This window comes from Bacillus sp. GW823-FHT06B01 (genome assembly GCF_058952315.1).
Window position 1 is genome coordinate 561,657 of the sequence record NZ_JBXAHR010000004.1, and the last position, 22,405, is coordinate 584,061.

The 22,405-nt window shown below is 36.4% G+C and carries 25 protein-coding genes; 11 read left to right on the plus strand and 14 right to left on the minus strand.

The window, feature by feature from the left end:
* Nucleotides 1–11: 11 nt before the first annotated feature.
* From AC1Q8N_RS21395 to AC1Q8N_RS21410, 4 genes are all read right to left on the minus strand, one after another.
* On the minus strand, nt 12–1,079 hold the full coding sequence (locus AC1Q8N_RS21395; protein ID WP_048542232.1) for a glycosyltransferase: 1,068 nt from the start codon (nt 1,077–1,079) through the stop codon (nt 12–14).
* The gene (murJ, locus tag AC1Q8N_RS21400) at nt 1,072–2,628 is read right to left on the minus strand and encodes a murein biosynthesis integral membrane protein MurJ (RefSeq protein ID WP_000532294.1); all 1,557 of its coding nucleotides are present in this window, start codon (nt 2,626–2,628) and stop codon (nt 1,072–1,074) included. Before murJ ends, AC1Q8N_RS21395 begins: the two co-directional genes overlap by 8 nt.
* Before the next feature lie 221 nt (nt 2,629–2,849).
* Complete coding sequence (locus AC1Q8N_RS21405) at nt 2,850–3,440, minus strand: biotin transporter BioY (protein ID WP_001252152.1); 591 nt, start codon at nt 3,438–3,440, stop codon at nt 2,850–2,852.
* 50 nt (nt 3,441–3,490) lie between these two features.
* Entirely contained in the window at nt 3,491–4,234 is a 744-nt protein-coding gene (locus tag AC1Q8N_RS21410; RefSeq protein WP_098078265.1) for a DUF3298 and DUF4163 domain-containing protein, read from the minus strand.
* A gap of 95 nt (nt 4,235–4,329) precedes the next feature.
* On the opposite strand from AC1Q8N_RS21410, the gene AC1Q8N_RS21415 reads away from it, so the two are divergent.
* A complete protein-coding gene (locus AC1Q8N_RS21415) occupies nt 4,330–4,713 on the plus strand; it encodes a hotdog fold thioesterase (protein ID WP_000520763.1) in 384 nt (127 codons plus the stop codon).
* A 36-nt stretch (nt 4,714–4,749) separates the two neighbouring features.
* Here the strand turns inward: AC1Q8N_RS21415 and AC1Q8N_RS21420 are convergent, their stop codons facing one another.
* The gene (locus AC1Q8N_RS21420) at nt 4,750–6,126 is read right to left on the minus strand and encodes a glycine--tRNA ligase (RefSeq protein ID WP_000287155.1); all 1,377 of its coding nucleotides are present in this window, start codon (nt 6,124–6,126) and stop codon (nt 4,750–4,752) included.
* Between the two features lie 344 nt (nt 6,127–6,470).
* Entirely contained in the window at nt 6,471–7,184 is a 714-nt protein-coding gene (locus AC1Q8N_RS21425; protein ID WP_098078263.1) for a DNA alkylation repair protein, read from the minus strand.
* Between the two features lie 118 nt (nt 7,185–7,302).
* Here AC1Q8N_RS21425 and AC1Q8N_RS21430 point away from each other — a divergent pair, with 118 nt between their 5' ends.
* Nucleotides 7,303–7,770, plus strand: a complete 468-nt coding sequence (locus AC1Q8N_RS21430; RefSeq protein WP_000390066.1) for a hypothetical protein — start codon at nt 7,303–7,305, stop codon at nt 7,768–7,770.
* Between the two features lie 75 nt (nt 7,771–7,845).
* On the opposite strand, the gene AC1Q8N_RS21435 is transcribed toward AC1Q8N_RS21430, so the two are convergent.
* Nucleotides 7,846–9,171 carry an ArsB/NhaD family transporter gene (locus AC1Q8N_RS21435; protein WP_141520002.1) on the minus strand — a complete coding sequence of 442 codons (1,326 nt, stop codon included), beginning with the start codon at nt 9,169–9,171 and terminating at the stop codon, nt 7,846–7,848.
* Between the two features lie 289 nt (nt 9,172–9,460).
* Between AC1Q8N_RS21435 and kapD the strand changes: the two genes are divergently transcribed.
* Nucleotides 9,461–10,084, plus strand: coding sequence for a 3'-5' exonuclease KapD (gene kapD, locus AC1Q8N_RS21440; RefSeq protein WP_000344365.1), 624 nt, complete (start codon nt 9,461–9,463; stop codon nt 10,082–10,084).
* Between the two features lie 41 nt (nt 10,085–10,125).
* Here kapD and kapB read toward each other — a convergent pair whose 3' ends face one another.
* Nucleotides 10,126–10,509 (minus strand): kinase-associated lipoprotein KapB, encoded by a 384-nt coding sequence (gene kapB / locus AC1Q8N_RS21445; RefSeq protein ID WP_098078257.1) that lies wholly within the window; start codon nt 10,507–10,509, stop codon nt 10,126–10,128.
* Between the two features lie 164 nt (nt 10,510–10,673).
* Here kapB and AC1Q8N_RS21450 point away from each other — a divergent pair, with 164 nt between their 5' ends.
* A complete protein-coding gene (locus tag AC1Q8N_RS21450; protein WP_000982763.1) occupies nt 10,674–10,850 on the plus strand; it encodes a hypothetical protein in 177 nt (58 codons plus the stop codon).
* Nucleotides 10,851–10,918: 68 nt separating this feature from the next.
* A complete protein-coding gene (gene sodC / locus AC1Q8N_RS21455; protein ID WP_098078254.1) occupies nt 10,919–11,458 on the plus strand; it encodes a superoxide dismutase [Cu-Zn] in 540 nt (179 codons plus the stop codon).
* An 84-nt stretch (nt 11,459–11,542) separates the two neighbouring features.
* Here the strand turns inward: sodC and AC1Q8N_RS21460 are convergent, their stop codons facing one another.
* Nucleotides 11,543–12,697: a MalY/PatB family protein gene (locus tag AC1Q8N_RS21460; RefSeq protein ID WP_098078252.1), complete on the minus strand. Its 1,155-nt coding sequence runs from the start codon at nt 12,695–12,697 to the stop codon at nt 11,543–11,545.
* Between the two features lie 116 nt (nt 12,698–12,813).
* Here AC1Q8N_RS21460 and AC1Q8N_RS21465 point away from each other — a divergent pair, with 116 nt between their 5' ends.
* Entirely contained in the window at nt 12,814–13,065 is a 252-nt protein-coding gene (locus AC1Q8N_RS21465; RefSeq protein WP_000537643.1) for a YugE family protein, read from the plus strand.
* Between the two features lie 177 nt (nt 13,066–13,242).
* Here the strand turns inward: AC1Q8N_RS21465 and AC1Q8N_RS21470 are convergent, their stop codons facing one another.
* Nucleotides 13,243–14,082 (minus strand): alpha/beta fold hydrolase, encoded by an 840-nt coding sequence (locus AC1Q8N_RS21470; protein WP_001015207.1) that lies wholly within the window; start codon nt 14,080–14,082, stop codon nt 13,243–13,245.
* 109 nt (nt 14,083–14,191) lie between these two features.
* The gene (locus tag AC1Q8N_RS21475; RefSeq protein WP_002008866.1) at nt 14,192–15,184 is read right to left on the minus strand and encodes a 2-hydroxyacid dehydrogenase; all 993 of its coding nucleotides are present in this window, start codon (nt 15,182–15,184) and stop codon (nt 14,192–14,194) included.
* Between the two features lie 266 nt (nt 15,185–15,450).
* Here AC1Q8N_RS21475 and AC1Q8N_RS21480 point away from each other — a divergent pair, with 266 nt between their 5' ends.
* The 3 genes from AC1Q8N_RS21480 (at nt 15,451) to yugI (ending at nt 17,731) form a co-directional block, all read left to right on the plus strand.
* Nucleotides 15,451–15,948, plus strand: coding sequence for an Lrp/AsnC family transcriptional regulator (locus tag AC1Q8N_RS21480; protein ID WP_000255701.1), 498 nt, complete (start codon nt 15,451–15,453; stop codon nt 15,946–15,948).
* Nucleotides 15,945–17,135 (plus strand): aminotransferase, encoded by a 1,191-nt coding sequence (locus AC1Q8N_RS21485; protein ID WP_098642734.1) that lies wholly within the window; start codon nt 15,945–15,947, stop codon nt 17,133–17,135. The genes AC1Q8N_RS21480 and AC1Q8N_RS21485 overlap by 4 nt, the downstream gene beginning before the upstream one ends.
* 251 nt (nt 17,136–17,386) lie before the next feature.
* Nucleotides 17,387–17,731: a S1 domain-containing post-transcriptional regulator GSP13 gene (yugI, locus tag AC1Q8N_RS21490; protein ID WP_000003769.1), complete on the plus strand. Its 345-nt coding sequence runs from the start codon at nt 17,387–17,389 to the stop codon at nt 17,729–17,731.
* A 112-nt stretch (nt 17,732–17,843) separates the two neighbouring features.
* Here the strand turns inward: yugI and AC1Q8N_RS21495 are convergent, their stop codons facing one another.
* Complete coding sequence (locus AC1Q8N_RS21495; protein ID WP_048542215.1) at nt 17,844–18,077, minus strand: DUF378 domain-containing protein; 234 nt, start codon at nt 18,075–18,077, stop codon at nt 17,844–17,846.
* A 274-nt stretch (nt 18,078–18,351) separates the two neighbouring features.
* Between AC1Q8N_RS21495 and AC1Q8N_RS21500 the strand changes: the two genes are divergently transcribed.
* Both AC1Q8N_RS21500 and AC1Q8N_RS21505 read left to right on the plus strand, forming a co-directional pair.
* A complete protein-coding gene (locus AC1Q8N_RS21500) occupies nt 18,352–19,704 on the plus strand; it encodes a glucose-6-phosphate isomerase (protein WP_048542213.1) in 1,353 nt (450 codons plus the stop codon).
* A gap of 107 nt (nt 19,705–19,811) precedes the next feature.
* Nucleotides 19,812–20,225: a YugN-like family protein gene (locus tag AC1Q8N_RS21505; protein ID WP_137014476.1), complete on the plus strand. Its 414-nt coding sequence runs from the start codon at nt 19,812–19,814 to the stop codon at nt 20,223–20,225.
* Here the strand turns inward: AC1Q8N_RS21505 and AC1Q8N_RS21510 are convergent.
* Nucleotides 20,212–21,207 carry a potassium channel family protein gene (locus AC1Q8N_RS21510; protein ID WP_087986054.1) on the minus strand — a complete coding sequence of 332 codons (996 nt, stop codon included), beginning with the start codon at nt 21,205–21,207 and terminating at the stop codon, nt 20,212–20,214. The two genes, AC1Q8N_RS21505 and AC1Q8N_RS21510, sit on opposite strands and share 14 nt — an antisense overlap.
* Nucleotides 21,208–21,301: 94 nt before the next feature.
* Entirely contained in the window at nt 21,302–21,982 is a 681-nt protein-coding gene (locus AC1Q8N_RS21515) for an MgtC/SapB family protein (RefSeq protein ID WP_000384160.1), read from the minus strand.
* Nucleotides 21,983–22,405 lie beyond the last annotated feature (423 nt).

The following is a 22,405-nucleotide window of genomic DNA, read 5'->3' on the forward strand; positions in this document are numbered from 1 at the left end:
ATTAAGCCCCTTTAACATGATGATGGTATGCGGTAAATATGTTTCACCTCTTCTATCATTTTAGAGAAGGTGAAATGTTGTAAATAATATTCGCGTCCGCATTCTGCTAAAGAATAGTAGAGTTTGTCATCTTGTAATAATGTTGCCAGTGCAGTTGCCAATTGTTCGACATCTCCATATGGTATAGAAATACCAGATTGATTTGGAACAATAACTTCTGGTAATCCGCCAATATTTGTCGCAATCACAGGCTTTTTCATAGCAATCGCTTCAATTGCTACGTAGGATAGCCCCTCATTTTTAGAAGGAATTACGATGATATCGTGTGCACTATATTCTTTAATAATGTCATCTCGAAAACCTAATAAAGAAACGGAATCATTTAATTGTAAAGCAGTCACTAAGTCTTCTAATTGAGTTTTTAATGGACCATCTCCAATAATGTTACAGTGCCATTGTAAAGAAGGGAATTTTGTTTTTAGTTTTTGTAAGCTGTGTATTAAAAATGGTTGTCCTTTTTCTTCGCTTAACCTTCCAATTACAGCGATTTTCATCGGTTTATGAACAGAGGGTAAATTGTTTAAATAAGGATCCTCTAAGCCATTATAAATTATTTTTAATTTATCTTTTCGAACTCCTTTTTGAAGGAGTTGCTGTTTCATAAACTGTGAAATACAAATGATGGTGTCATTATAACGAGTGAATATATTATTGCACCATTTTAAAGGAAGTGACATGGGGACATCCACATGGTATGTCCAAATGACACGGATGGATGCCCCTAATAACTTTGCTAAAATTGCAATATAATTTTCACGTAAAAATTGTGCGTGAACAATATCTACTTGCTCTTTTGCAATTATTTCTTTTAGTTTCCATGCAGTTTTTATATCAAAAGGGTGTTTCATTTCTATTTGATATATGGGTATATTTAATGCTTCAAACTTATGTAAGAAAGGACCAGGAGTAGAATATACAAGAATACAACATTCTGGATCCATAGATTGAATTAAATCTAGGACGTATTTTTCTGATCCACCATCCCCAACATAATTCAAAAGGTACATAATTTTATTCATTTATATCATTCCTTTTACCTAAAAATAGCGATAGCAATTGTTGTAGTTCTTTAATCTTTAACATGTAAGTGACTAATAAGTAAACGATGGCGCCAATCGCTATTGCTAATAAAATAAGCAACTTTGTATCATGTGTAAAATGAAGCATCAGCTTGGAAGTAAACAAGCTAATAAAGGATGCCACAATGCATTTGAATAAAAAGCCACCGTAGTACAAGTTTACTGCTTCTTTCTCTTTCATGAATTTTTGGAACATCCACAATAGTATGATTACTGTACTAGCCGATGCTATTGACGTAGATAGAGCTGCACCAGCTAAGCCCATTTTGTTAACGAGTATAATACATAATATAACATTTATAATCATGGAAAAAATTGATGCGTACATAATATATCGATTCAATTTTAAAGAAAATAGTAAACGATCAAGTAAATCTTTTAAAGGTTGCATGAGAGCGGCTAGCGCATAAAATTGCAATGCAGTTGCTGTCATCATAATAGAATCTTTCCCGAATTCACCATAGTTATAAACAACTTTGACAATTTGTTCTGTAAAAAAGGTAAAATAAATAAAAACGGGAATAAATAAATATAATAATACTTTTATATTCGTTTCCATTAAATTTACGAAATCTTTCCATTTTGAGTCAGTTACATAACCGACAAATTTAGGATACATAACTGTTAAGACTGGAGCAGCGATTAATCCAAGAGGAATGAAGTATAATTTTTGGGAATAATTAAGGGCTGCAATAGATCCTTCTTCTAATCCAGATACTAGTGTACGATCCACAAGTAGATTAATTTGAATAGACATACTTGTAATGAAAGCAGGAATACTCAACTTAATCATCGTTTTTAAAGAAGGGTCTTTCCAATCGATTACAAATCGATAGCGATACCCCTCGCGCTTAGAAGCAAAATAAACAAGTGTATTTTGTACAATGTTTCCGATAATAACGCCTAATGCGAGTGCGTAAATTCCAATCCAATTAACAAGGGAAACAAATATAATAAGGGTAATACCATTTAATACAACCCATTGCATGCTTGTAATGCGAAATTTATGTAAACTGTTCAAATAAGCATTAAAAATATCAATCATGAATGTACAGAATACAGTTGGGAAAATGATTTGTAATAGGTAAGCTGATAATAAAGCTGTTTGCTCTGGGAGCCCATTTGCAAATATTGAAATAAATAAGTTCGGCTGTAGTTCAATGAGCAAAAGCGGAATGAAAAAAATAAGTAGAACAATGTTTAAAAAGTTATTCATAAATCGATATGCTTTAAGGGAATCCTTTCCCTTTAACTCCATAAAGATAGGAATGAAAGAAAAGGCGAAGGCCCCTGTGATACCAGTAAAAACAATAGTTGGTATATTTAAAGCTACAACGTATGCATCAACGGCATGGTTTGTACCGAAATAAGCTCCAAGTGTGATTTCTTTTGCAAAGCCAAGTAGCTTTCCTAAAGCTGTCCCAAGCGTAAAAAATAGTGTTACTATGAGAAATCTTTTTGTATGTTCTTGAGAGGATTCTCTCCCCATCTATAATCAAATCCTTACTTTAGTTTAATTCTTTTTCAAGCATAATTTATTTGTATCTAAAAATCAAATATATATGAAGAATAGAAAGTGCTAACCATATGAAAAAAGAGGCTATCTTCCAATAGAAGGATAGCCTCTTTAGTACGTAATAAAAACCCGATTAGGGAAGGGGAATAATAATCAAGGGAAACGGTATCCCATGCAAATATCAAAAAAACAACTTATGAAACGAAGTGACTGTTTCGATAAGCAGAACGGCGTACAGCATAGTATATGCGAGGTGCGATAATAGCACCGATAATTGTAAATGCAATATCTTTTACTGCAAACCACATCATAATCATCCAAGCAGCTTTATAACTCATATTACCACCCATAAAGAAATTGACTGCCCCGTACATATAAGTAGTACCGATAATATAAGTTAAAATGATTCCTGTGAAAGAGGCAATTGCAAATGTACTGAATGTTGGTCGTTCTTTTTGTTCTACTAGTTTTCCGGATACGTAAGCAACGATAATAAATGCAATAATAAAACCACCAGTAGGATCTAAAAGTGCTCCAAATCCAGCTTTGAAGTTAGCGAAGATTGGTGCACCAGCTAAGCCAACGAGCATATACACAGTCATTGATAATGCGCCAAGTCTACTTCCAAGAAGAAGCCCTGCTAAAATTGCGAAAAATGGTTGCATAGATAATGGGATGCCCGCCACTTGCAGGAATGGTGCCCAAGAGACAATATTTGCACCAATGGCCATAAGAGCGACGAACATGGCAGCTAATGCTAAATCTAAAACATGAAATCTTCTCATAATGTTAACCTCCTGTTGTTTTCAGGTTAACATTATCGTAGCGAAAATATTTACTTGTTGTCAATCAAAATATTTTGATAAGAAGGCTTCAAATAATCTCTTAGCAACGTATACGGAATACGAAATTGAGGAATTCCGCTTGAATAAGGAGCAATCTCATATAAAGGGAAATAAATGACGAGATTGTCTGGTTCTAAAAAGAAGTGGAACTTTTTCGTGCTCATGACCTTTTCAGTTGCATCGGGAAAATAAATGCCTTCATTTTGTTTAATTTGTCTTACGATCTCAGCGAGGATTACTTCTTTATATTTATCTTCTTGTTGAAATAAATCATCTAAGCGTAGTAACTTTTTTTCATTTAAATCAAATGTGTTTGCCTTCCACGTATAAAGACCGTGTGCTCCGCCTGTATATTGATAGTAATTCAAATATAGGCTGAGTAAGGGTGGTTTATTTAAGGAAACTTTATAATCAACATTCGCCACGTACGGATGAAAAGGTGTGCTAGATCCTTCCGTTTCTTTATAATATTTTTTTGCGTCTTTTTCTAATTTGGTTTTAAATTTGTCAGTAGATTTTTTGTAATAGAAATTGAGCTTATTTTGAAATTTAGAATCGGAAAAATTGTGAAAAGAAGGTCTGTTAATTTGATATTCTATATAAGGTTTCTTACCTTTTTGTGTTACAGTCTGAACATCGATTGTCAGGTTGGATGCTTTGGCTGCTAGTGCACAATTTGGTACAATAGTCAGCAAGGAGAACATAAGCAGTAATATACAAAATTTCTGTTTCATTTAGGTGAAACCTCCTTATATAAGTGTTATAAGTAGTTTGAAAATAAATAGGTAAAATTATACATTCAATTAAAGTAAGAGAAGGAGGAAACGATATGGGAAAAACTTTAATGGATTCACTTGGAATTGAGTTGTTAGAGATGACAGAAGATAAGGTGGTTGCTACGATGCCTGTTGATGAGCGTACGCATCAGCCGTTTGGTTTTTTACACGGCGGTGCATCTCTTGCATTAGCGGAAACAGTAGCAAGTGTTGGTTCATACAATTTAATTGATCAAGAGAAATGTATTTGTTTCGGTCTAGAAATTAATGCAAATCACATTCGCTCAAAGAAAGATGGGATTGTAACAGCGATCGGAACACCGATACATAGAGGACATTCAACGATGGTTTGGGATGTACGTATTATTGATGAGAATGATGATTTACTATGTATATCAAGATGTACAGTAGCAATTAAAGAAAAACGTGAAAAGTAAAAAGAGGCGGCTCAATAGAGCGCCTCTTTTTTATAATTAGAACTGGATTTTTTTCTCTAAGAAGCCTTTTAGCTCGCTAATTGGCATACGAACTTGTTCCATTGTGTCACGGTCACGTACTGTAACAGCTTTGTCTTCAACTGAGTCGAAGTCGTAAGTGATACAGAATGGTGTACCGATTTCGTCTTGACGACGGTAACGTTTACCGATAGAACCAGTTTCGTCAAAGTCTACCATGAAGTCTTTAGCTAATTCTGCGAATACTTCAGTAGCACCTTCAGATAGCTTTTTAGATAATGGTAAGATAGCTGCTTTGTATGGTGCTAAAGCAGGATGGAAACGAAGAACTGTACGAGAATCGTTTTCTAATTGCTCTTCTTCATATGCATCACATAAGAATGCTAATGTTACACGGTCAGCACCTAAAGATGGCTCGATGCAGTACGGTACGTAACGCTCATTCGTTTGTGGATCGATATAGTTAAAGTCTTCATTAGAGTGTTCCATGTGACGTTTTAAATCGAAGTCTGTACGAGATGCTACGCCCCATAGTTCGCCCCAACCGAATGGGAATCTAAATTCAATATCAGTTGTTGCGTTACTGTAGTGAGATAATTCCTCTTCACCGTGGTCACGAAGACGCATGCTTTCTTCAGTCATACCAAGTGAAAGTAACCAGTTCTTACAAGTTTCACGCCAGAATGCGAACCATTCTAAATCTTCACCAGGCTTACAGAAGAATTCAAGTTCCATTTGTTCGAATTCACGTGTACGGAATGTGAAGTTACCAGGCGTGATTTCGTTACGGAAACTCTTACCGATTTGGCCAATACCAAATGGAAGCTTTTTACGCATAGAGCGTTGTACGTTTTTAAAGTTTACGAAAATACCTTGTGCTGTTTCAGGACGAAGGAAGATTTCGTTTGTGCTAGACTCTGTAACACCTTGGAATGTTTTGAACATTAAGTTGAACTGACGGATTTCAGTGAACTCTTCACTACCGCAATCAGGACATTTTACTTCATGTTCTTTCATTAAGTCAGCCATTTGGTCGAAAGTAAGACCATCAACAACCATTTCGATGCCTTTTGCATCTAGTGCATCTTCAATTAATTTGTCAGCACGGTGACGCGCTTTACATTTTTTACAGTCGATCATTGGATCGTTGAAGTTACCAACGTGACCAGAAGCGATCCAAGTTTTTGGGTTCATTAAAATAGCTGCGTCTAAACCAACGTTGTATGGAGATTCTTGAATGAATTTTTTCCACCAAGCTTTTTTAACGTTATTTTTTAATTCGATTCCAAGTGGACCGTAATCCCAAGTGTTTGCAAGACCACCGTAAATTTCAGAACCAGGGAAAACAAAACCGCGATGTTTCGCTAAGTTTACAACTTGTTCCATTGAATACATAATAAAATCCTCCTTTTGAAAGTTAACGTATTGGCGATGACGTGCTCAGATACTAGTGAAACGAGCGGTATATGCTTTGAAAACATAAAAAAACGCTCATCCCAAGGCTTAATTGCCTAGGGACGAGCGTTTGCCCGCGGTTCCACCCTAGTTGATACACAACAGGTGCATCCACTTTATCACGTATTGCTCGGGACTGCCGTTTCCTTGCGGCTTCAGGCTTTCACTATCCCTGAATCGCTTTTGTGCAAGTACTTATAAGTCCGTCATCGCTACTTATATTAATAATAATGAACATATTCTAACACGTTCTTTTTTAAATCTCAATAGAGGAACGCGTCTATCTATGATAGAGTCTCGCCTGTTTTTTCGTTATTTATTCCGTAATTTTGTTTAATGTGCTTAATTGCTTCACGTTTACTAAGGGGAGCAAGCTCGTTATTTTGCACGTATTCCCAAACGACATCGGGCTTCGTTTTTGCATACTCCCGAAGGATCCAGCCAATCGCTTTTTGAATGAAAAATTCTTTTGAAGAATGTAGTTGTCCAATAATCCAGAAAAGAAGTTCTTCGTCCATCTTTTGTTTATATTTTAGCTGGAATAAAATAGCGGCGCGTTGTAACCATATGTTGTCTGATGCAATCCATTTTGGAATATAGGCAGAAATTAATTCCGGATGTTTTAAAAAGATATTCCCTAAAAATGTAGGGACGATGCTATCGACAGAATCCCACCAAGATTTTGTTACAATGAGTTCTTCTAAAAACGGGATATGCGTTTCATTTATATGCTTTTTATATTTTTGCATAATATCGAGTGCAGCCGCTTGAAATTCACGTTCTGGTAAATCCCAAAGTTCACGTACGATAATTTGAAAATCTTTTTGATCTGGAAGAGTGTGTATTTGGATAACGTCTTTTAATAACTGTCTTCTTTCAGGTGTTTGAATACCGAGAAATGGGAAGTGGTTTTTCATATAACGTGCCATCGGTTCTGCTTTTTCAGGATTTTTATGGGCTGTGAAATGCTCTTGTAATGCTTGTACAAATGGATGCATAAGTACGTTCTCCTCTCTTATTATCTCGCTCCTATTATTATACAGAGAGTTTGGATAAATTTTAAAACATAACTTGCAATGGAATGAAATATGTTGAGAGTAGAGAGGAGAGGATAAGATGGAAGATCAAGGCGTACTAGCAGGTTTCTTTGCTCTTAGTTTTGCGTTTATTCTTGTTGTATTGATTTGGGCAATTATTGCGTATTTATTAACGGCTTTTGCACTGTATACGATGGCGAAAAATGATGGTGCAACGGATGGTGCTCTTGCGTTTATTCCTTTTTTAAATAGTAAGATATGGGGTGATTTAGCAAAAGACAAATTACCGGATTTCTTAAAAGAAGAAGCAGGATGGAAAGTATTCGGCATATATGTCGCATGTTTCATTTTTAACTTCGTACCAATTCTATATTTATTAGCAACAGCTGTATCGATTGTGCTGTCTATTTATCTTATCTACGCAATTTTAGATAGATACGGAACGAATTCTATATTGTTTACGATTATTCATACAATCACATTTTCGGTTTTCTTACCGATTCACTTGTTCATTATTCGGAATGAGCCGGTAAGGTATAACGAGTAGGGATATTTGAAAAATCATTCATATAATTGTATTGAACAAGAAAAAGGGCTGTCACATGTGACAACCCTTTTTCTACTACATAAGGTAGCGTAAATAAATATAAATATGAGAAATGATTAATGAAACGATCATAATTGGGAAGCCGACTTTAAGGAATTCCATGTAGCTAAATTTATGGCCCTCACGACTTGCGATACCTGCAACAATTACGTTAGCAGAAGCTCCGATTAATGTTCCGTTTCCACCTAGACAAGCACCTAATGCTAATGCCCACCATAATACGTCGATTTGTGCGTCAGAAGGTGATAAACCTAGCCCAACTGCCATATCGTTAATAAGTGGGATCATTGTTGCAACGAATGGAATGTTATCAATTGTTGCAGAGGCGATACCAGATACCCATAAAATAAGGATAGATGCGTAAGAAACATCTCCGCCTGTTATTCCAATTACTTTTTGAGCTAACATTTTGATAAGCCCGATATCGATAAGTCCTCCAACGAGTACGAATAGTCCCGCGAAGAAGAAGATTGTTACCCACTCTACACTTGCGAATACTTCTTCAATTTCATGTTCTTTCACACCGATTAGCATAAGTACAGTAGCACCAGTTAAAGCGATGATAGCTGCATCAACATGGAAGATCGAATGAGTCATGAAACCTACGATTGTAAGTCCAAGTACGGTTAAAGATTTTTTCATTAATACTGGATCTTTAATGTATTGTTTTTCATCTAAACTCATTAATTTTTTAACTTGTACAGGATCAGCAATTAATTGTTTACGGTACATGAAGTAAAGTATTGTCGCTGTAACAGCAATAATAATGATTACGATAGGTGCTAAGTTGAATAAGAACGCATTGAAATCTAAATGCTTATTTGCAGAACCAATCATAATGTTAGGTGGATCACCAATTAATGTTGCTGTTCCTCCAATGTTTGAAAAAATAATTTCAGAAAGTAAATAAGGAACAGGATTTACTTGCAGTATGCGCGTAATAGATAAAGTAACTGGAACAACAAGAAGTACAGTTGTAACGTTATCTAAAAATGCGGAACCAAGCGCAGTAAGTAAGGAAAGTGAAATTAAAATTTTAATTGGATTTCCTTGCGCCCCTTTTGCTGCTTTAATGGCAACGTATTGGAAGACACCCGATTTACTCGTAATGTTCACCAGAATCATCATACCGATGAGTAGCGTAATCGTCCCCCATTCAATATGTTTCGTAAAGGCGTTGTGTAAATCAACGACCCCCATAATTACCATGAGTGCTGCACCAAGAAGTGCGATGACAGCGCGATTAATTTTTTCTGAAATAATAATGGCATATGTAATTAAAAAGACTGCGATAGCAAAATAATACTGCCAGTTTGCGAGCTCTTGCGTTGTTTCGTGCAAAACTCTCATCTCCTTTCATTCACTTTTCTTAGTGTGTCAAAAATGTTCCCAAAGAAACACACATAAAGTCATTATAAAGTAGAAAAATGGAGGATGTAAATGAGAGGGGGTATTTTGTCATATTTTCTGCATCGGTCATTTTTTCTTATTTTTAAAAATATTTGTGGGCATTTGACATATATATAAGATACATCCAATCTGAATATTTAAAATGGAATTAGCATTCGAGCTTGTTCGTGTAGGAGTGTCAAATAGAAAGGAATGACAAAGATGATAAGGAAGGGATCGTATGGATGAACAACGATTTTTATTTTTGGATTTTGAGTTTACGATGCCCCAGCACAGAAAAAAACCAAAAGGATTTTTCCCGGAAATTATTGAGGTAGGACTCGTTTCGGTTGTTGGCTGTAAGGTAGAAGACACGTATTCAGCTCATGTTAGGCCGAAAACTTTTCCTTCTTTAACGGATCGATGTAAGAAATTTTTAGGAATTAAACAAGAAGTCGTAGATAAAGGAATTTCGTTTCCAGAACTTGTTGAAAAACTTGCAGAATATGAAAGGAGATGTAAACCAACCATTGTTACGTGGGGAAATATGGATATGAAAGTGTTGAAGCATAATTGTGAAATGGCAAGAGTAGACTTTCCGTTCTTAGGACAGTGTCGTGATTTATCACTTGAGTATAAGAAGTTTTTTGGAGAGAGAAATCAAACAGGATTGTGGAAAGCAATTGAGGCATATGGAAAAGCAGGGACGGGTAAGCATCATTGTGCGCTAGATGATGCGATGACGACGTATAATATTTTTAAGTTAGTAGAAAAAGATAAAGAGTATTTAGTGAAACCAGCACCTCCAACGTTAGGAGAACTAGTTGATTTTTCAAAAGTGTTAAAGAAAGTGAGTACACAGTAACGACCAAATTGCACAGTATGTAATTTGGTCGTTTTGTTTTTTTAAAGTTTGTAGTCTTTTTTTAACTGTTCTAATGTTGCTAGACTACGAACCGCAAAAGGTGAATCATCTTCAGAAAATGAATTCATTTGAGTTTCCAATGCTAATTTGAGTGACTCTGTATACTCTGGAATTTCTCCTTCATATTTCTTCACCATTTGCTCCGGAATGTTCGTCTGTTCACGGAAAGCTAAAGCGCGTCTTTCATGGAAAAATGGTACGTCAGCTTGTTTTACGTTATGTAAGTCACCTTGCACCGGATGTTTTAAAACAGCTAACACTTTTACGACGTAACTGCCAGGACGGCTATTTGTAACTTCGCCGATGTATTTGCCAGTTTTATAAATACCAGTAACGATTTCGCCAATTTCAAATGTTTCTCTCATATTTTTCACCTCAAGTTTATAGTAAGGAAAGTGTGCGAAGGAGTCAAAGAAATCCTTCTCTTTCGGAACGCCCCCTTGAGAATATGAATCGGTTCAACTATAATTTAAAGATATATAACAGAAAATTCTGATGTTTTTCAATCCAAACATAAGGAGTGTTCAATATGATGCCTTTATATTTTCCGGAAGATAAAACAGAATATATTATTCCAGGGATTGTTTGCGTTCTATTTATCATTGGTGCCGTTGCTACGTGGCGTATGTTCATTCGTGTATCAAAACGAGAAGCGGAGCGGTTACAGAAAGTTGAAGAAAAACTGTTAGCGGAAAAGAAACAGTAACTCATTTTTGTATGTTTCCCTCTATGCTCGGACAATCTAAGGGCAGAATATATTTTGGAGGGAATAGAATGCAAAAACGGCTTTTTTTCAGTTGTTGTTTATTATTTCTGATGGCAGGTTGTGACCAAGGAAAGCCGAAAGAAATTGACGTGAAATTACATAATGCTTCAGGCGATGAAGTGGGGACTGCAAAAGTAGTGCAGCAAACAAGCGGAGTGAAAATTACGGTTAAAGGGGAAGGTTTCGCACCTGGCCCGCACGGCATACATGTACACGAAATTGGTGAGTGTAAAGCACCACGATTTGAATCATCTGGGAATCATTTTAATCCTGATAATAAAAAGCATGGTCTTCTTAATCCGAAAGGTGCAGAAAATGGTGATTTACCGAACGTAATTGCAGATGGTTCTGGAAAAATTAAAGCAGAAATCGATGCGCCGCATATAACGCTTGAAGAAGGAAAAACGACGATTCATAGAAAAGATGGAGCGTCTATTATTATTACAGAGAACGCTGATGATGGTATGACACAACCGACAGGTAAATCCGGTGATCGAATTGCTTGTGGTGTCATTGTAAAAAAAGCATCGGATATGAAGAAAAAGTAAAAGCTACCGTGCATGGTAGCTTTTTTTGTGAAACGTATTTGAAAAGATATTGATAAAGGAGGTTTTCCCGAATTACCTCCTTTCTTATTCTGAAAACGTATGGCGCAGTCTATTTAAAATTTCTTCTAAGACAGATCTTGGACAGCCGATGTTAATTCGAATATGTTCTTCGCCGCCTAATCCGTATTTCTCACCAGGTTCAACGATGATTTTCCCTTTTTCCTCAAGTAATGCAGTGCGTTCATTTTGAGAAAGCTGTAGGCGGGAGCAATCAATCCATAATAAAAAGCTACCTTCTGGTTTCGTTACAGAAAGAGCGGGTATGTGATTTTTAATATATTTACAAGCGAATTGAGCGTTATCTTCTATATATAATCGAATTTCATGTAGCCAATCATTACATTCTGTATAGGCACTTTGCATCGCTGTATAGGCAAATGTATTTAATCCGTGGAAACCTTGTCTATATTGGATAGATATAAAGGTTTGACGGAGTTTTTCGTTTGGAATGATAATAATCGATGCCTGTAATCCAGCGATATTAAATGTTTTACTCGGAGCCATACAAGTAATCGTGCGCGCTGCTAATTCTTCAGATAAGGAAGCGAACGGTGTATGCGTACGATCTCCGTAAATAATATCGGAATGAATTTCATCTGCGACAACGATTACATTATATTTTGTACATAACGTGCCAAGTTGTGTAAGTTCCTCTTTTGACCAAACACGCCCGATTGGATTGTGAGGACTACAAAGAAGCATGAGTTTGACCCCTTGTTGAAATTGCTTTTCTAAATGATCAAAGTCTATCGTATATGTATCATTTTGTTTCTGTAAAGGACTCAAGCATAATTGTCTGTTGTTTGTTGTGACCATTTCGAAAAATGGGGGATAAATAGGTGGTTGTACGAGAACGGATTCGTGTTCCTTTGTGAAGGCCTGTATGCTCGCACTAAGAGCTGGAACGATTCCCGCGCTAAAGACAATCCAATCTTTTTGAATATCCCAGTTGTACTGTTTTTTTGTCCAGTTACAAATAATATCTCCAATATTTTCGGGAGGAAGTGTATAGCCGAAAATAGGATGCTCGATACGTTTCTTTAAAGCAGTCTGAATTGGTTGTGGTACTTCAAAATCCATATCAGCAATCCAAGCATGGAGAAGTTCTTCGTTTTTATACGTATCCCATTTCGTACTATGAGTTCCACGTCGATTGACTGTTTTATGAAATAGTTGCATAAGTTTGCCCCCTTCTTCTGTAAACCGTTAAGTTATGAAAGTTCTCTCTCTTCTTATAGAATAGCTGATGTGATAGGATAAAGAAAAGCATTAAAAAGTGAAAAGGCGGGAAGCGAATGGGTACATATGAAAAGATGATAGAGGTTGTGAAGAATTGGGATCCGTTTCAAATGGGACCGGAGTTTTATGAAACAGAAGCGAGCGATGTTGTGAACGTCGTAAGTGTGTTCGACGATCCAAAATACATCGCAAAAAAGATTCAACATATATACTTTATGTCTTTTGAGGAAGTACCTGCGCTTGGAAAATGTGAGAAGTTAGCTGTGGAATTACTTGTAATAAAAGAAGGCGGAAGTTGTTCATTGTAGGCTGTCGGAATTTCCGACAGCCTTCTGCCCCGCATTAACGGGCAGTAAAACTCCCACCTCAAAATTCGGGTAGAGCAAAGAAGTTAGGGGGAGATCCACTGCCCGTAAATGCCCGATTGGTTCAACTAATAATCAGTGGAGGATGAAGCCCCCCACTGATTAAAGTTTCACTTTATATTATTGTGCAGAAAAAGCGATAATTTCTTCATAAACAAGTTCAGGCTTTTCTTCAGGTAGTAAATGTCCTGTGTTTTCGTAAGAAATAAATTTCGAATTTGGTAAATCTTTGTGTAGCCGATGACCTACATGTACAGGGACCACACGATCTTTTTCACCCCAAATGAGTAGTGTAGGTGTTTCGATTTTTTGTAATTCAGTTGAAGATAAATCACCTTCACGGTCTCTTATCATACGAGTTAAAGCAGGGAATATACGGTTGTCATAAAAAGGAGCGGAGTAACCTTCCTTCATTTCATCGTCAATTAATGAGTGATCATGAACGACATTCATTAAGTTATGAACAATCCCGCGCCGTATAATCCAGTTCTTTACGTATAAATGAAAGAACGGTAAATAAGAAGAGTACAGTAAAGGTAAGGTTGCGCGTGCTAAATAGCTAGAGCTGCATAGTAAAATTGTCTTTGAGATTAATTCAGGGCGTATACGGTTTACATAGAGAGAAATTTGTCCACCCATAGAATGCCCAACTAACACAATATTTGAGAGAGATAAATGTTCAATTAAATCAATAATAACCGTTGCTAAATTATGATAAGAATACTTAAAGAGATGAGACTTATCACTTTTTCCGAACGGTGGCAAATCAAGAGCTAGTACTGTTCCTGCTTTCGATAATAAAGGAATGAGGCGGCGGTAACTGAATGAGGAAGATAAAAAGCCGTGAACGAGTACGAAAGTAGGACGTTCCGTTTTGTTGTCATGTTCATACAACTCGTAATGAATAGTAGTGCCGCGAGTGGAAAAAGTGAAATAAGGACAAGTATATTCGTGATTCATTTTTTGTCACTCCATTGATTTTTGTTCATATCATCTCCAAGGCAGAAAAAAATATGTTAACAAAAAAAGGCAAGATGACGATGTCATCTTGCCTTTTGCTTATTCATCATTATCCACGAACAATATTAGGCGGTGTTTTTCCTTGTAACACTGCAACTAAATTTTCAGCGGCTGTCATAGCCATTTGCTGCCTAGTTTTTAATGTTGCAGATCCGATGTGTGGTAAAGTCACAACATTTTGTAATGATAAGAGCGGATTATCTTTTTGAATCGGCTCTTGTGTAAAAGTATCAATGCCTGCTGCAAAGATTTTCTTTTCTGTTAACGCATGTATTAACGCTTCTTCATCTACTGTTTTTCCGCGAGAGGCATTAATGAAGATTGCTGTTTCTTTCATTAATGAAAATTCCTTTTCTCCGATAAGATGATACGTTTCATCTGTTAATGGAGTAAGAAGAACAATAAAATCAGATTGTTTGAGTAACGTCTGTAAATCACAATATGTAGCATCGAATTTTTGTTCAGCTTCTTCTTTACGGCGACGGTTATAATACAGAACATTCATATCAAATCCGAATTTCGCTCGTTTTGCAACGGCTTCTCCAATTCGTCCCATTCCGATAATACCGATTGTACTATGGTGTACATCCAGCCCGAAGTGCTCTTTTCCGATTTCGGCGTTCCATTCACCATTTTTCACGTAGGAGTCGAGTTCGCAGACGCGGCGACCAGCAGATAACATAAGAGCGAAAACAAGGTCCGCTACTGTATCATCTAATACATATGGTGTATTCGTTCCAATGACATTGCGCTTTTCCATCGCTTGTAAATCAAAATTATCGTAACCGACAGAAATGTTGCTCACTACTTTTAAGTTAGGAGCTACATTTAATAATTCTTCATTAATAGCAGATCCGAAATTTAATAAGCCATCTTTATTTTGTATTTTCTCCAATAGGACATCACGAGGTACCTTCTCATTTTGCTCCCATTTTTCATAATCACAGTGTTCTGATAAATAGTTTTCTACAAATGTTGGAACTGGTTCAGCAATATAAACTTTTGGTTTCACGGTTCCATCCCCTTTCGCTTTATCACGCATTTTCCCCCTGATTAAAGTTTCACTTTCCCCCGCTTTAACGAGCAGTAAGACTCCCACCTAAAAAGACGGTTGAGGCAAAGAAGTGAGGTGGGAGATCAACTGCTCGTAAAAGCCCGATTGGTGTGGGCTAATAATCCATGGGGTGAACCTTTCCATGAATTAAAGTTTCACTTTATTTTGACATAATTCACTAAAAAAATCTTCTTTTCAAACTGGAAAGGGTATTTGTATAATTTAGACACAACTGAAAAGGAAGGATGATTTATATGGTGACAGAAAAAGAATTAGAATTATTAGCTTGTCTTGAAAAAAGTAGTCGATTATCTGTAGATACATTAGCGAAGCTGTTAAATATAGAAGTAGAAGAAGTAAAGAAGATGGTTGAAAAATTAGAAGCGGAAAAGATTATTGTGGATTATGTAACACATATCGATTGGACGAAGGTAAAAGAACATACAGGTTTAACGGCGATGATCGATGTGAAAGTTACGCCAAAGCGCGGCGTTGGGTTCGATGCGGTTGCTGAACAAATTTATCGTTATTCAGAAGTGAAATCTGTGTATTTAATGTCAGGGACATACGATCTTTCTATTACATTAGAAGGAAAGACAATGGGAGAAGTAGCGATGTTTGTTTCTGAGAAATTAGCAACAATTGAATCTGTTGTTTCTACAACAACGCATTTCATTTTGAAAAAGTATAAACATGAGGGAATTATTTACGAAAAAAACGATGATGATAAGCGCATTGTGGTGACACCATGAAGCAATTTGAACTATCTAGAACGGCAGAATCTTTACAACCATCTGGTATTCGAAAGTTTTTCGATTTAGCAGCAAATATGAAAGGTGTTATTTCTCTTGGAGTAGGAGAGCCTGACTTTGTTACACCTTGGAATGTAAGGCAAGCATGCATCCGTTCTTTAGAACAAGGATATACGTCATATACAGCAAATGCAGGATTATTGGAACTGCGCCAAGAAATAGCAAAGTATCTAAAAAAACAATTTGCAGTATTTTATGATCCGAACGATGAAATCATTGTTACAGTTGGAGCGAGTCAGGCGTTAGATGTAGCGATGCGCGCCATTATAAATCCTGATGATGAAGTACTCATTATTGAACCAAGTTTCGTTTCTTATGCACCGCTTGTGACATTAGCTGGAGGAGTTCCGGTCCCTGTGGCAACGACTTTAGAAAACGAGTTTAAAGTACAACCAAAACAAATTGAAGCAGCTATTACAGCGAAAACAAAGGCAATTTTGCTTTGTTCACCAAATAACCCAACAGGTGCAATGTTAAATAAATCCGAGCTTGAAGAAATAGCAGTGATTGTTGAGAAGTACAATTTAATCGTATTATCTGATGAAATTTATGCAGAGCTTGTATACGACGAAGTATATACAAGTTTCGCGAGTATTAAAAATATGCGCGAGCATACAATTTTAATTTCGGGATTTTCAAAAGGGTTTGCAATGACAGGATGGCGCCTCGGTATGATTGCAGCTCCTGTTCAATTTTCGGAATTAATGCTTAAAATTCATCAATATTCCATGATGTGTGCACCGACAATGTCTCAGTTCGCAGCACTCGAAGCGTTACGCGCGGGGAATGATGAAGTAATTCGGATGAGAGATAGTTATAAGAAACGCCGTAATTTTATGACGACATCGTTTAATGAAATGGGTTTAACGTGTCATGTGCCGGGCGGAGCATTTTATGTCTTTCCTTCTATTTCTTCAACTGGACTATCTTCGGCAGAATTTGCAGAACAGTTATTATTAGAAGAAAAGGTGGCTGTTGTACCTGGAAGTGTATTTGGCGAAAGTGGTGAAGGATTTATTCGTTGCTCGTATGCAACATCGCTTGAACAACTTATGGAAGCAATGAAGAGAATGGAACGGTTTATAGAAAATAAAAAAAGGACAAAACATAATACGTTTTGTCCATAAAAGGGGGGGAATACTAGAAAGCCATGTGTTAGTATTCTATCCCAATATTAGAAAATTATACGTACTCTAGGAAATTTTTCGTTAATTTTGAATGAGTTCTGTCATAGTGGTATAATTTACTAATATAAGGTATGCATATCCTGAGTAGCTTTACTTAGGGTACGTACTAACTAATCGGATATTTAACAATAAATCATCTGCTTTACTATCTACAATTGTAGAGAAAATGGTAACGTATGGGAGTGTTTCATATGTCAGAACAATATACAACTGGAGTGGTTGTAACAGGGAAAGTGACTGGGATTCAAGATTACGGAGCATTTGTAGCGTTAGATGCAGAAACACAAGGGCTTGTGCATATATCTGAAATTACAAATGGATATGTAAAGGATATTCATGACTTTTTAAAAGTCGGCGATACAGTAGAAGTAAAAGTACTTTCAATTGATGAAGAACACAGAAAAATGAGTTTATCGTTAAAAGCGGCGAGAAGAAAACAAGGGCGGATCCTTATACCGAATCCATCTGAGAACGGATTTAATACGCTGCGAGAAAAGCTAACCGAATGGATTGAAGAGTCCGAGTTAACAAAGTAAAAGAGGAGCGCATATGAGCGTTCCTCTTTTACTTTGTCTTATGATATATATTTGCAAATATGATTGCATGCAATCATATTCGTATGTCGGAGGTGAAATAAAGACATACTGACTAGTGGATTTCGTTCGTTTCTGGGTGAGTGCCAAGATTTTCTGATGGTTTAAAGAGTAAACCAAGATTGATAAGCCCAGAAATACCGACGATGCCGTAAATAATACGGGAAAGAGCTGAATTTTGTCCACCGAAAATGGCTGCCACTAAGTCAAACTGGAAGAACCCGATTAGTCCCCAGTTCACAGCGCCAATTACAGTAAAGACTAATGCGATACGTTGCAGAGTACTCATGAAAAAGCCCCCCTTAATTGTGAAGCGTGAACAAGCGATGAGTTAATTAACTCCTTTATAGAATGGCGTAGTTATGTTGTTTTTATACATAAAAAATATAAGAAAAAGGATGTATATACATCTATACCGAAAAATGCGAATTTTTATGCAAAAAATGAACTTTTTCTAAAAAATATATATTGGTTACGTTTACAATGGTTGAATCGCTTGATTTACAACTTCAGTTTCGCTAAAGTGAATACAGAAATACATATACATTATTGGAGGGAAAAAGATGAGTACACATGTAACGTTCGACTATTCTAAAGCGTTATCCTTCATCGGTGAACATGAAATCACTTATTTACGTGATGCAGTGAAAGTAACACATCATGCAATCCACGAAAAAACTGGAGCTGGGAACGATTTCCTTGGGTGGGTAGACCTTCCGCTTCAATATGACAAAGAAGAATTTGCTCGCATTCAAAAATGCGCAGAAAAAATTAAAAATGACTCTGACATTTTACTTGTTGTAGGTATCGGTGGTTCTTACCTAGGAGCACGTGCAGCAATTGAAATGTTAAACCATTCTTTCTACAACACGCTATCTAAAGAACAACGTAAAACTCCACAAGTGCTATTTGTTGGACAAAACATTAGCTCCACTTACATGAAAGATTTAATGGACGTATTAGAAGGTAAAGACTTCTCTATTAACGTTATTTCCAAATCAGGTACAACAACAGAGCCGGCACTAGCATTCCGTATTTTCCGTAAGTTATTAGAAGAAAAGTATGGAAAAGCAGAAGCTCGCAAACGTATTTATGCAACGACAGATAAAGCACGTGGTGCATTAAAAACATTAGCTGATAACGAAGGTTACGAAACATTCGTTATTCCAGATGATGTTGGAGGACGTTTCTCTGTATTAACGCCAGTTGGTTTATTACCAATCGCAGTAAGTGGCTTAAATATTGAAGAGATGATGAAAGGTGCAGCTGCTGGTCATGATGACTTTGGTGCATCAGAACTAGAAGAAAACCCAGCTTACCAATACGCAGTAGTTCGTAACGCTTTATACAATAAAGGAAAAACAATTGAAATGCTTGTTAACTATGAGCCGGCACTTCAATACTTCTCTGAATGGTGGAAACAGTTATTTGGTGAAAGTGAAGGGAAAGATCAAAAAGGTATTTTCCCATCTTCAGCAAACTTCTCAACTGACTTACACTCATTAGGTCAATACGTTCAAGAAGGTCGTCGTGACTTATTCGAAACAGTTCTGAAAGTAGGTAAATCTACACATGAACTAACAATTGAATCAGAAGAAAACGATTTAGATGGATTAAACTACCTTGCTGGTGAAACTGTAGACTTCGTAAACACGAAAGCATACGAAGGTACATTACTTGCACATAGCGATGGTGGCGTACCAAACTTAATCGTAAATATCCCTGAATTAAATGAGTACACATTCGGTTACCTTGTATACTTCTTCGAAAAAGCATGTGCGATGAGCGGCTACTTATTAGGCGTAAATCCATTCGACCAACCAGGAGTAGAAGCATACAAGAAAAACATGTTTGCTTTACTTGGTAAACCAGGATTTGAAAAGTTAAAAGCAGAATTAGAAGAGCGTTTAAAATAATAAAAAGCGACCGGAATCCGGTCGCTTTTTATTATTTTATCGAAAAGTCCATCGGTATATTGAAACTAGAGTGGGTATGCTAAAGAAAAAGTCTAGGAGGGATGGGCTTGATTCCGATTCAATCAAATTTAGAAGGACGTACATATGCGTTATATAAGTTAGAAGAGATAATGAAGCCACTTGGGTATAACATTGGTGGCAATTGGGATTACGATAAAGGATGCTTTGATTACAAAATCGATGAAGAAGATGGCTATCAATTTCTGCGAGTGCCATTTACAGCAGTGAATGGCGAATTAGATGTGCCTGGTGTAATAGTCCGTCTGGAAACGCCGTATATTCTTTCGCACGTATATCAAGACGAACTAGATGATCACGTAAATACTTTAACGGCTGGAACGAGTGGGATGGATCAATTTGCTGAGCCGAAAGATCCAGACGGAGATGTAAAAAGAAAATATATCAATATTGGGAAAGTGCTCATGCAGGAACTAGAAAAACATTTTCTTAATGGTGAATAACAATGAGTATGTCGCTTTCAATGAGAACAAAGGAATGGACTGGATTAATCATATATTGTTCGTCGCGTTTTATACCTAGTAAGAGAATATTTTGCTTTAAAAGAGTATAGCTACAATTTGCAAAAGTTTGTCCAGTGCAGGAAGGATAAAGCTCCATCAGTTGTAATTTGTTATCAGAGATTTCATCGTAAAGTGAGAATAGTACGCCTGAAATGGAAGGGAATAAAAGAGAAGCGGTAAATACGTAGCTCGTTAATTTATTTCCTTCTATAATTTCTGATACACCAGCTCTAGTTGCATTTTGTATTTGTTCAGAAGTAAGAAGTTCAGCGATGCAGTGAATGTTTGGATTGAGACCTTTTGCAGTTAAAATATTTAAAATGGACTGTGTATCTGCTAAGCTTTCATTTTTTTCTTTATCAGCTGTTATTAATATAGTGTGAGCTGTTGTAATATTAGCTTTTAATAAAGTTTGATCGTGATGCGGGCACCCCTTTATAAATTCTAAATGATGAAATGGTTTTGGAAGTAAAGAAAGTGTTTCATCAATTAAAACGATATCAAGGTTCGGTTGTAAGATGTGCATTTGTTTTACAACATGTTTTGCCCGTTCATTCCAACCCACGATAATCATATGACCGTTAGAGGTAGCGGCTTCTTCTCCTTTAATTTTCATATATTGTTTATTAATCATATCAGTGGCGAACAGAACCATATAATAAGAACAAAAACCGGTTCCAAATAAAATAATACCCATACCGATAAGTTTGCCTATTAGTGTATGCGGGGCAAAGTCACCATAGCCAACGGTGAAAATGGTAACGATTGACCACCAAACTCCATCAAACCATGTGGTGAAGTGCGATGGCTCTAATCTATGTATAAGGAAGCCAGAAAAAGCAGTAAGTAAAACAATAAAGCAAACTAAACGAAAAATAATGGAATCACGAAATGTATCTACTAAATTTGGACGGGATTTCAAACTCTTATTCCTCCTTACTTTGCAGGACTACATTCATTGTTACCATTATAGAAAAAAGAAAAACTCTCTAATTTAAAAGAGAGTTTGTTTTACATTACATACTTTCTAATTCAGTTTGTTGGACACTTTCAAGATGCTGGAGGGCGTAGTAAACATCAGCGGTATGCCTTTTTTGATCGATAGATAATTTCAAATGTAAATAGTGAGAGCCATTCTCCAATGTTTTGAGCTTCATATTCTTAACTTTTATATCCATTTCTTTTATTTCTTCAATTACAATTGGGATATTGTCCATATTTCGCACAACAAGTTTTACTGCGATATCACGTTGACGAAATGATCTCGGTCCTACAAATTTCATTGCTAATGGTATAAGTTCAACGCTAATCATAAGGAAACACATTCCGAAAATCGCTTCGATATAGAATCCAGCCCCAACAGCAATACCAATACCAGAAGCACCCCAAATCATAGCAGCAGTCGTTAGTCCTGCAATGCTATCGTTTCCTCTTCGTAAAATAACACCGGCACCTAAAAAACCGATTCCTGATACAATTTGAGCGGCAAGTCGAAGTGGATCCATATTCATATGATCGGTATGTGGTAAATTGTAAGCCGCTTTAATAGAAACAATCGTCAGGAGGCAACTAATGATAGAAATAACTAAACAAGTTTTTAAACCAAGTGGTTTTCGTTTTAATTCGCGCTCTAAACCGATAGCGAACCCTAAAATAGCCGAGAGACCTAGTTTGATTAATAAATCGGCATAGTCCATATATATTCCTCCTTGTATGATATGGTATATAAATAAAACATTTATTATAGAAAGAAACGCTTTTGATAGAGTTACTTTATATAGAATATATGTAGGAATTATGTATACATGAAAGAGATATTTCGTTTAAGTATATGATATTAACAAAGAAATTAGGGTGATCTAAAAAAAAGTTTATAAAAGGTGTTGCATTTCGAATTTCACCATGATATATTAATAACCGTCGCTGATGCGGAAACGCAGAAAACGACAAAAAAGAAATTGAAAAACTTAGTTGACATCGAAAAACGAAGATGTTAACATAAGGAAGTCGCAAATGAGCGACCAAGTAGTTCTTTGAAAACTGAACGAAACAAACAACGTGAAACGTCAATTTTTATTTTTAGATGCTAGACAAACTAACTTTATTGGAGAGTTTGATCC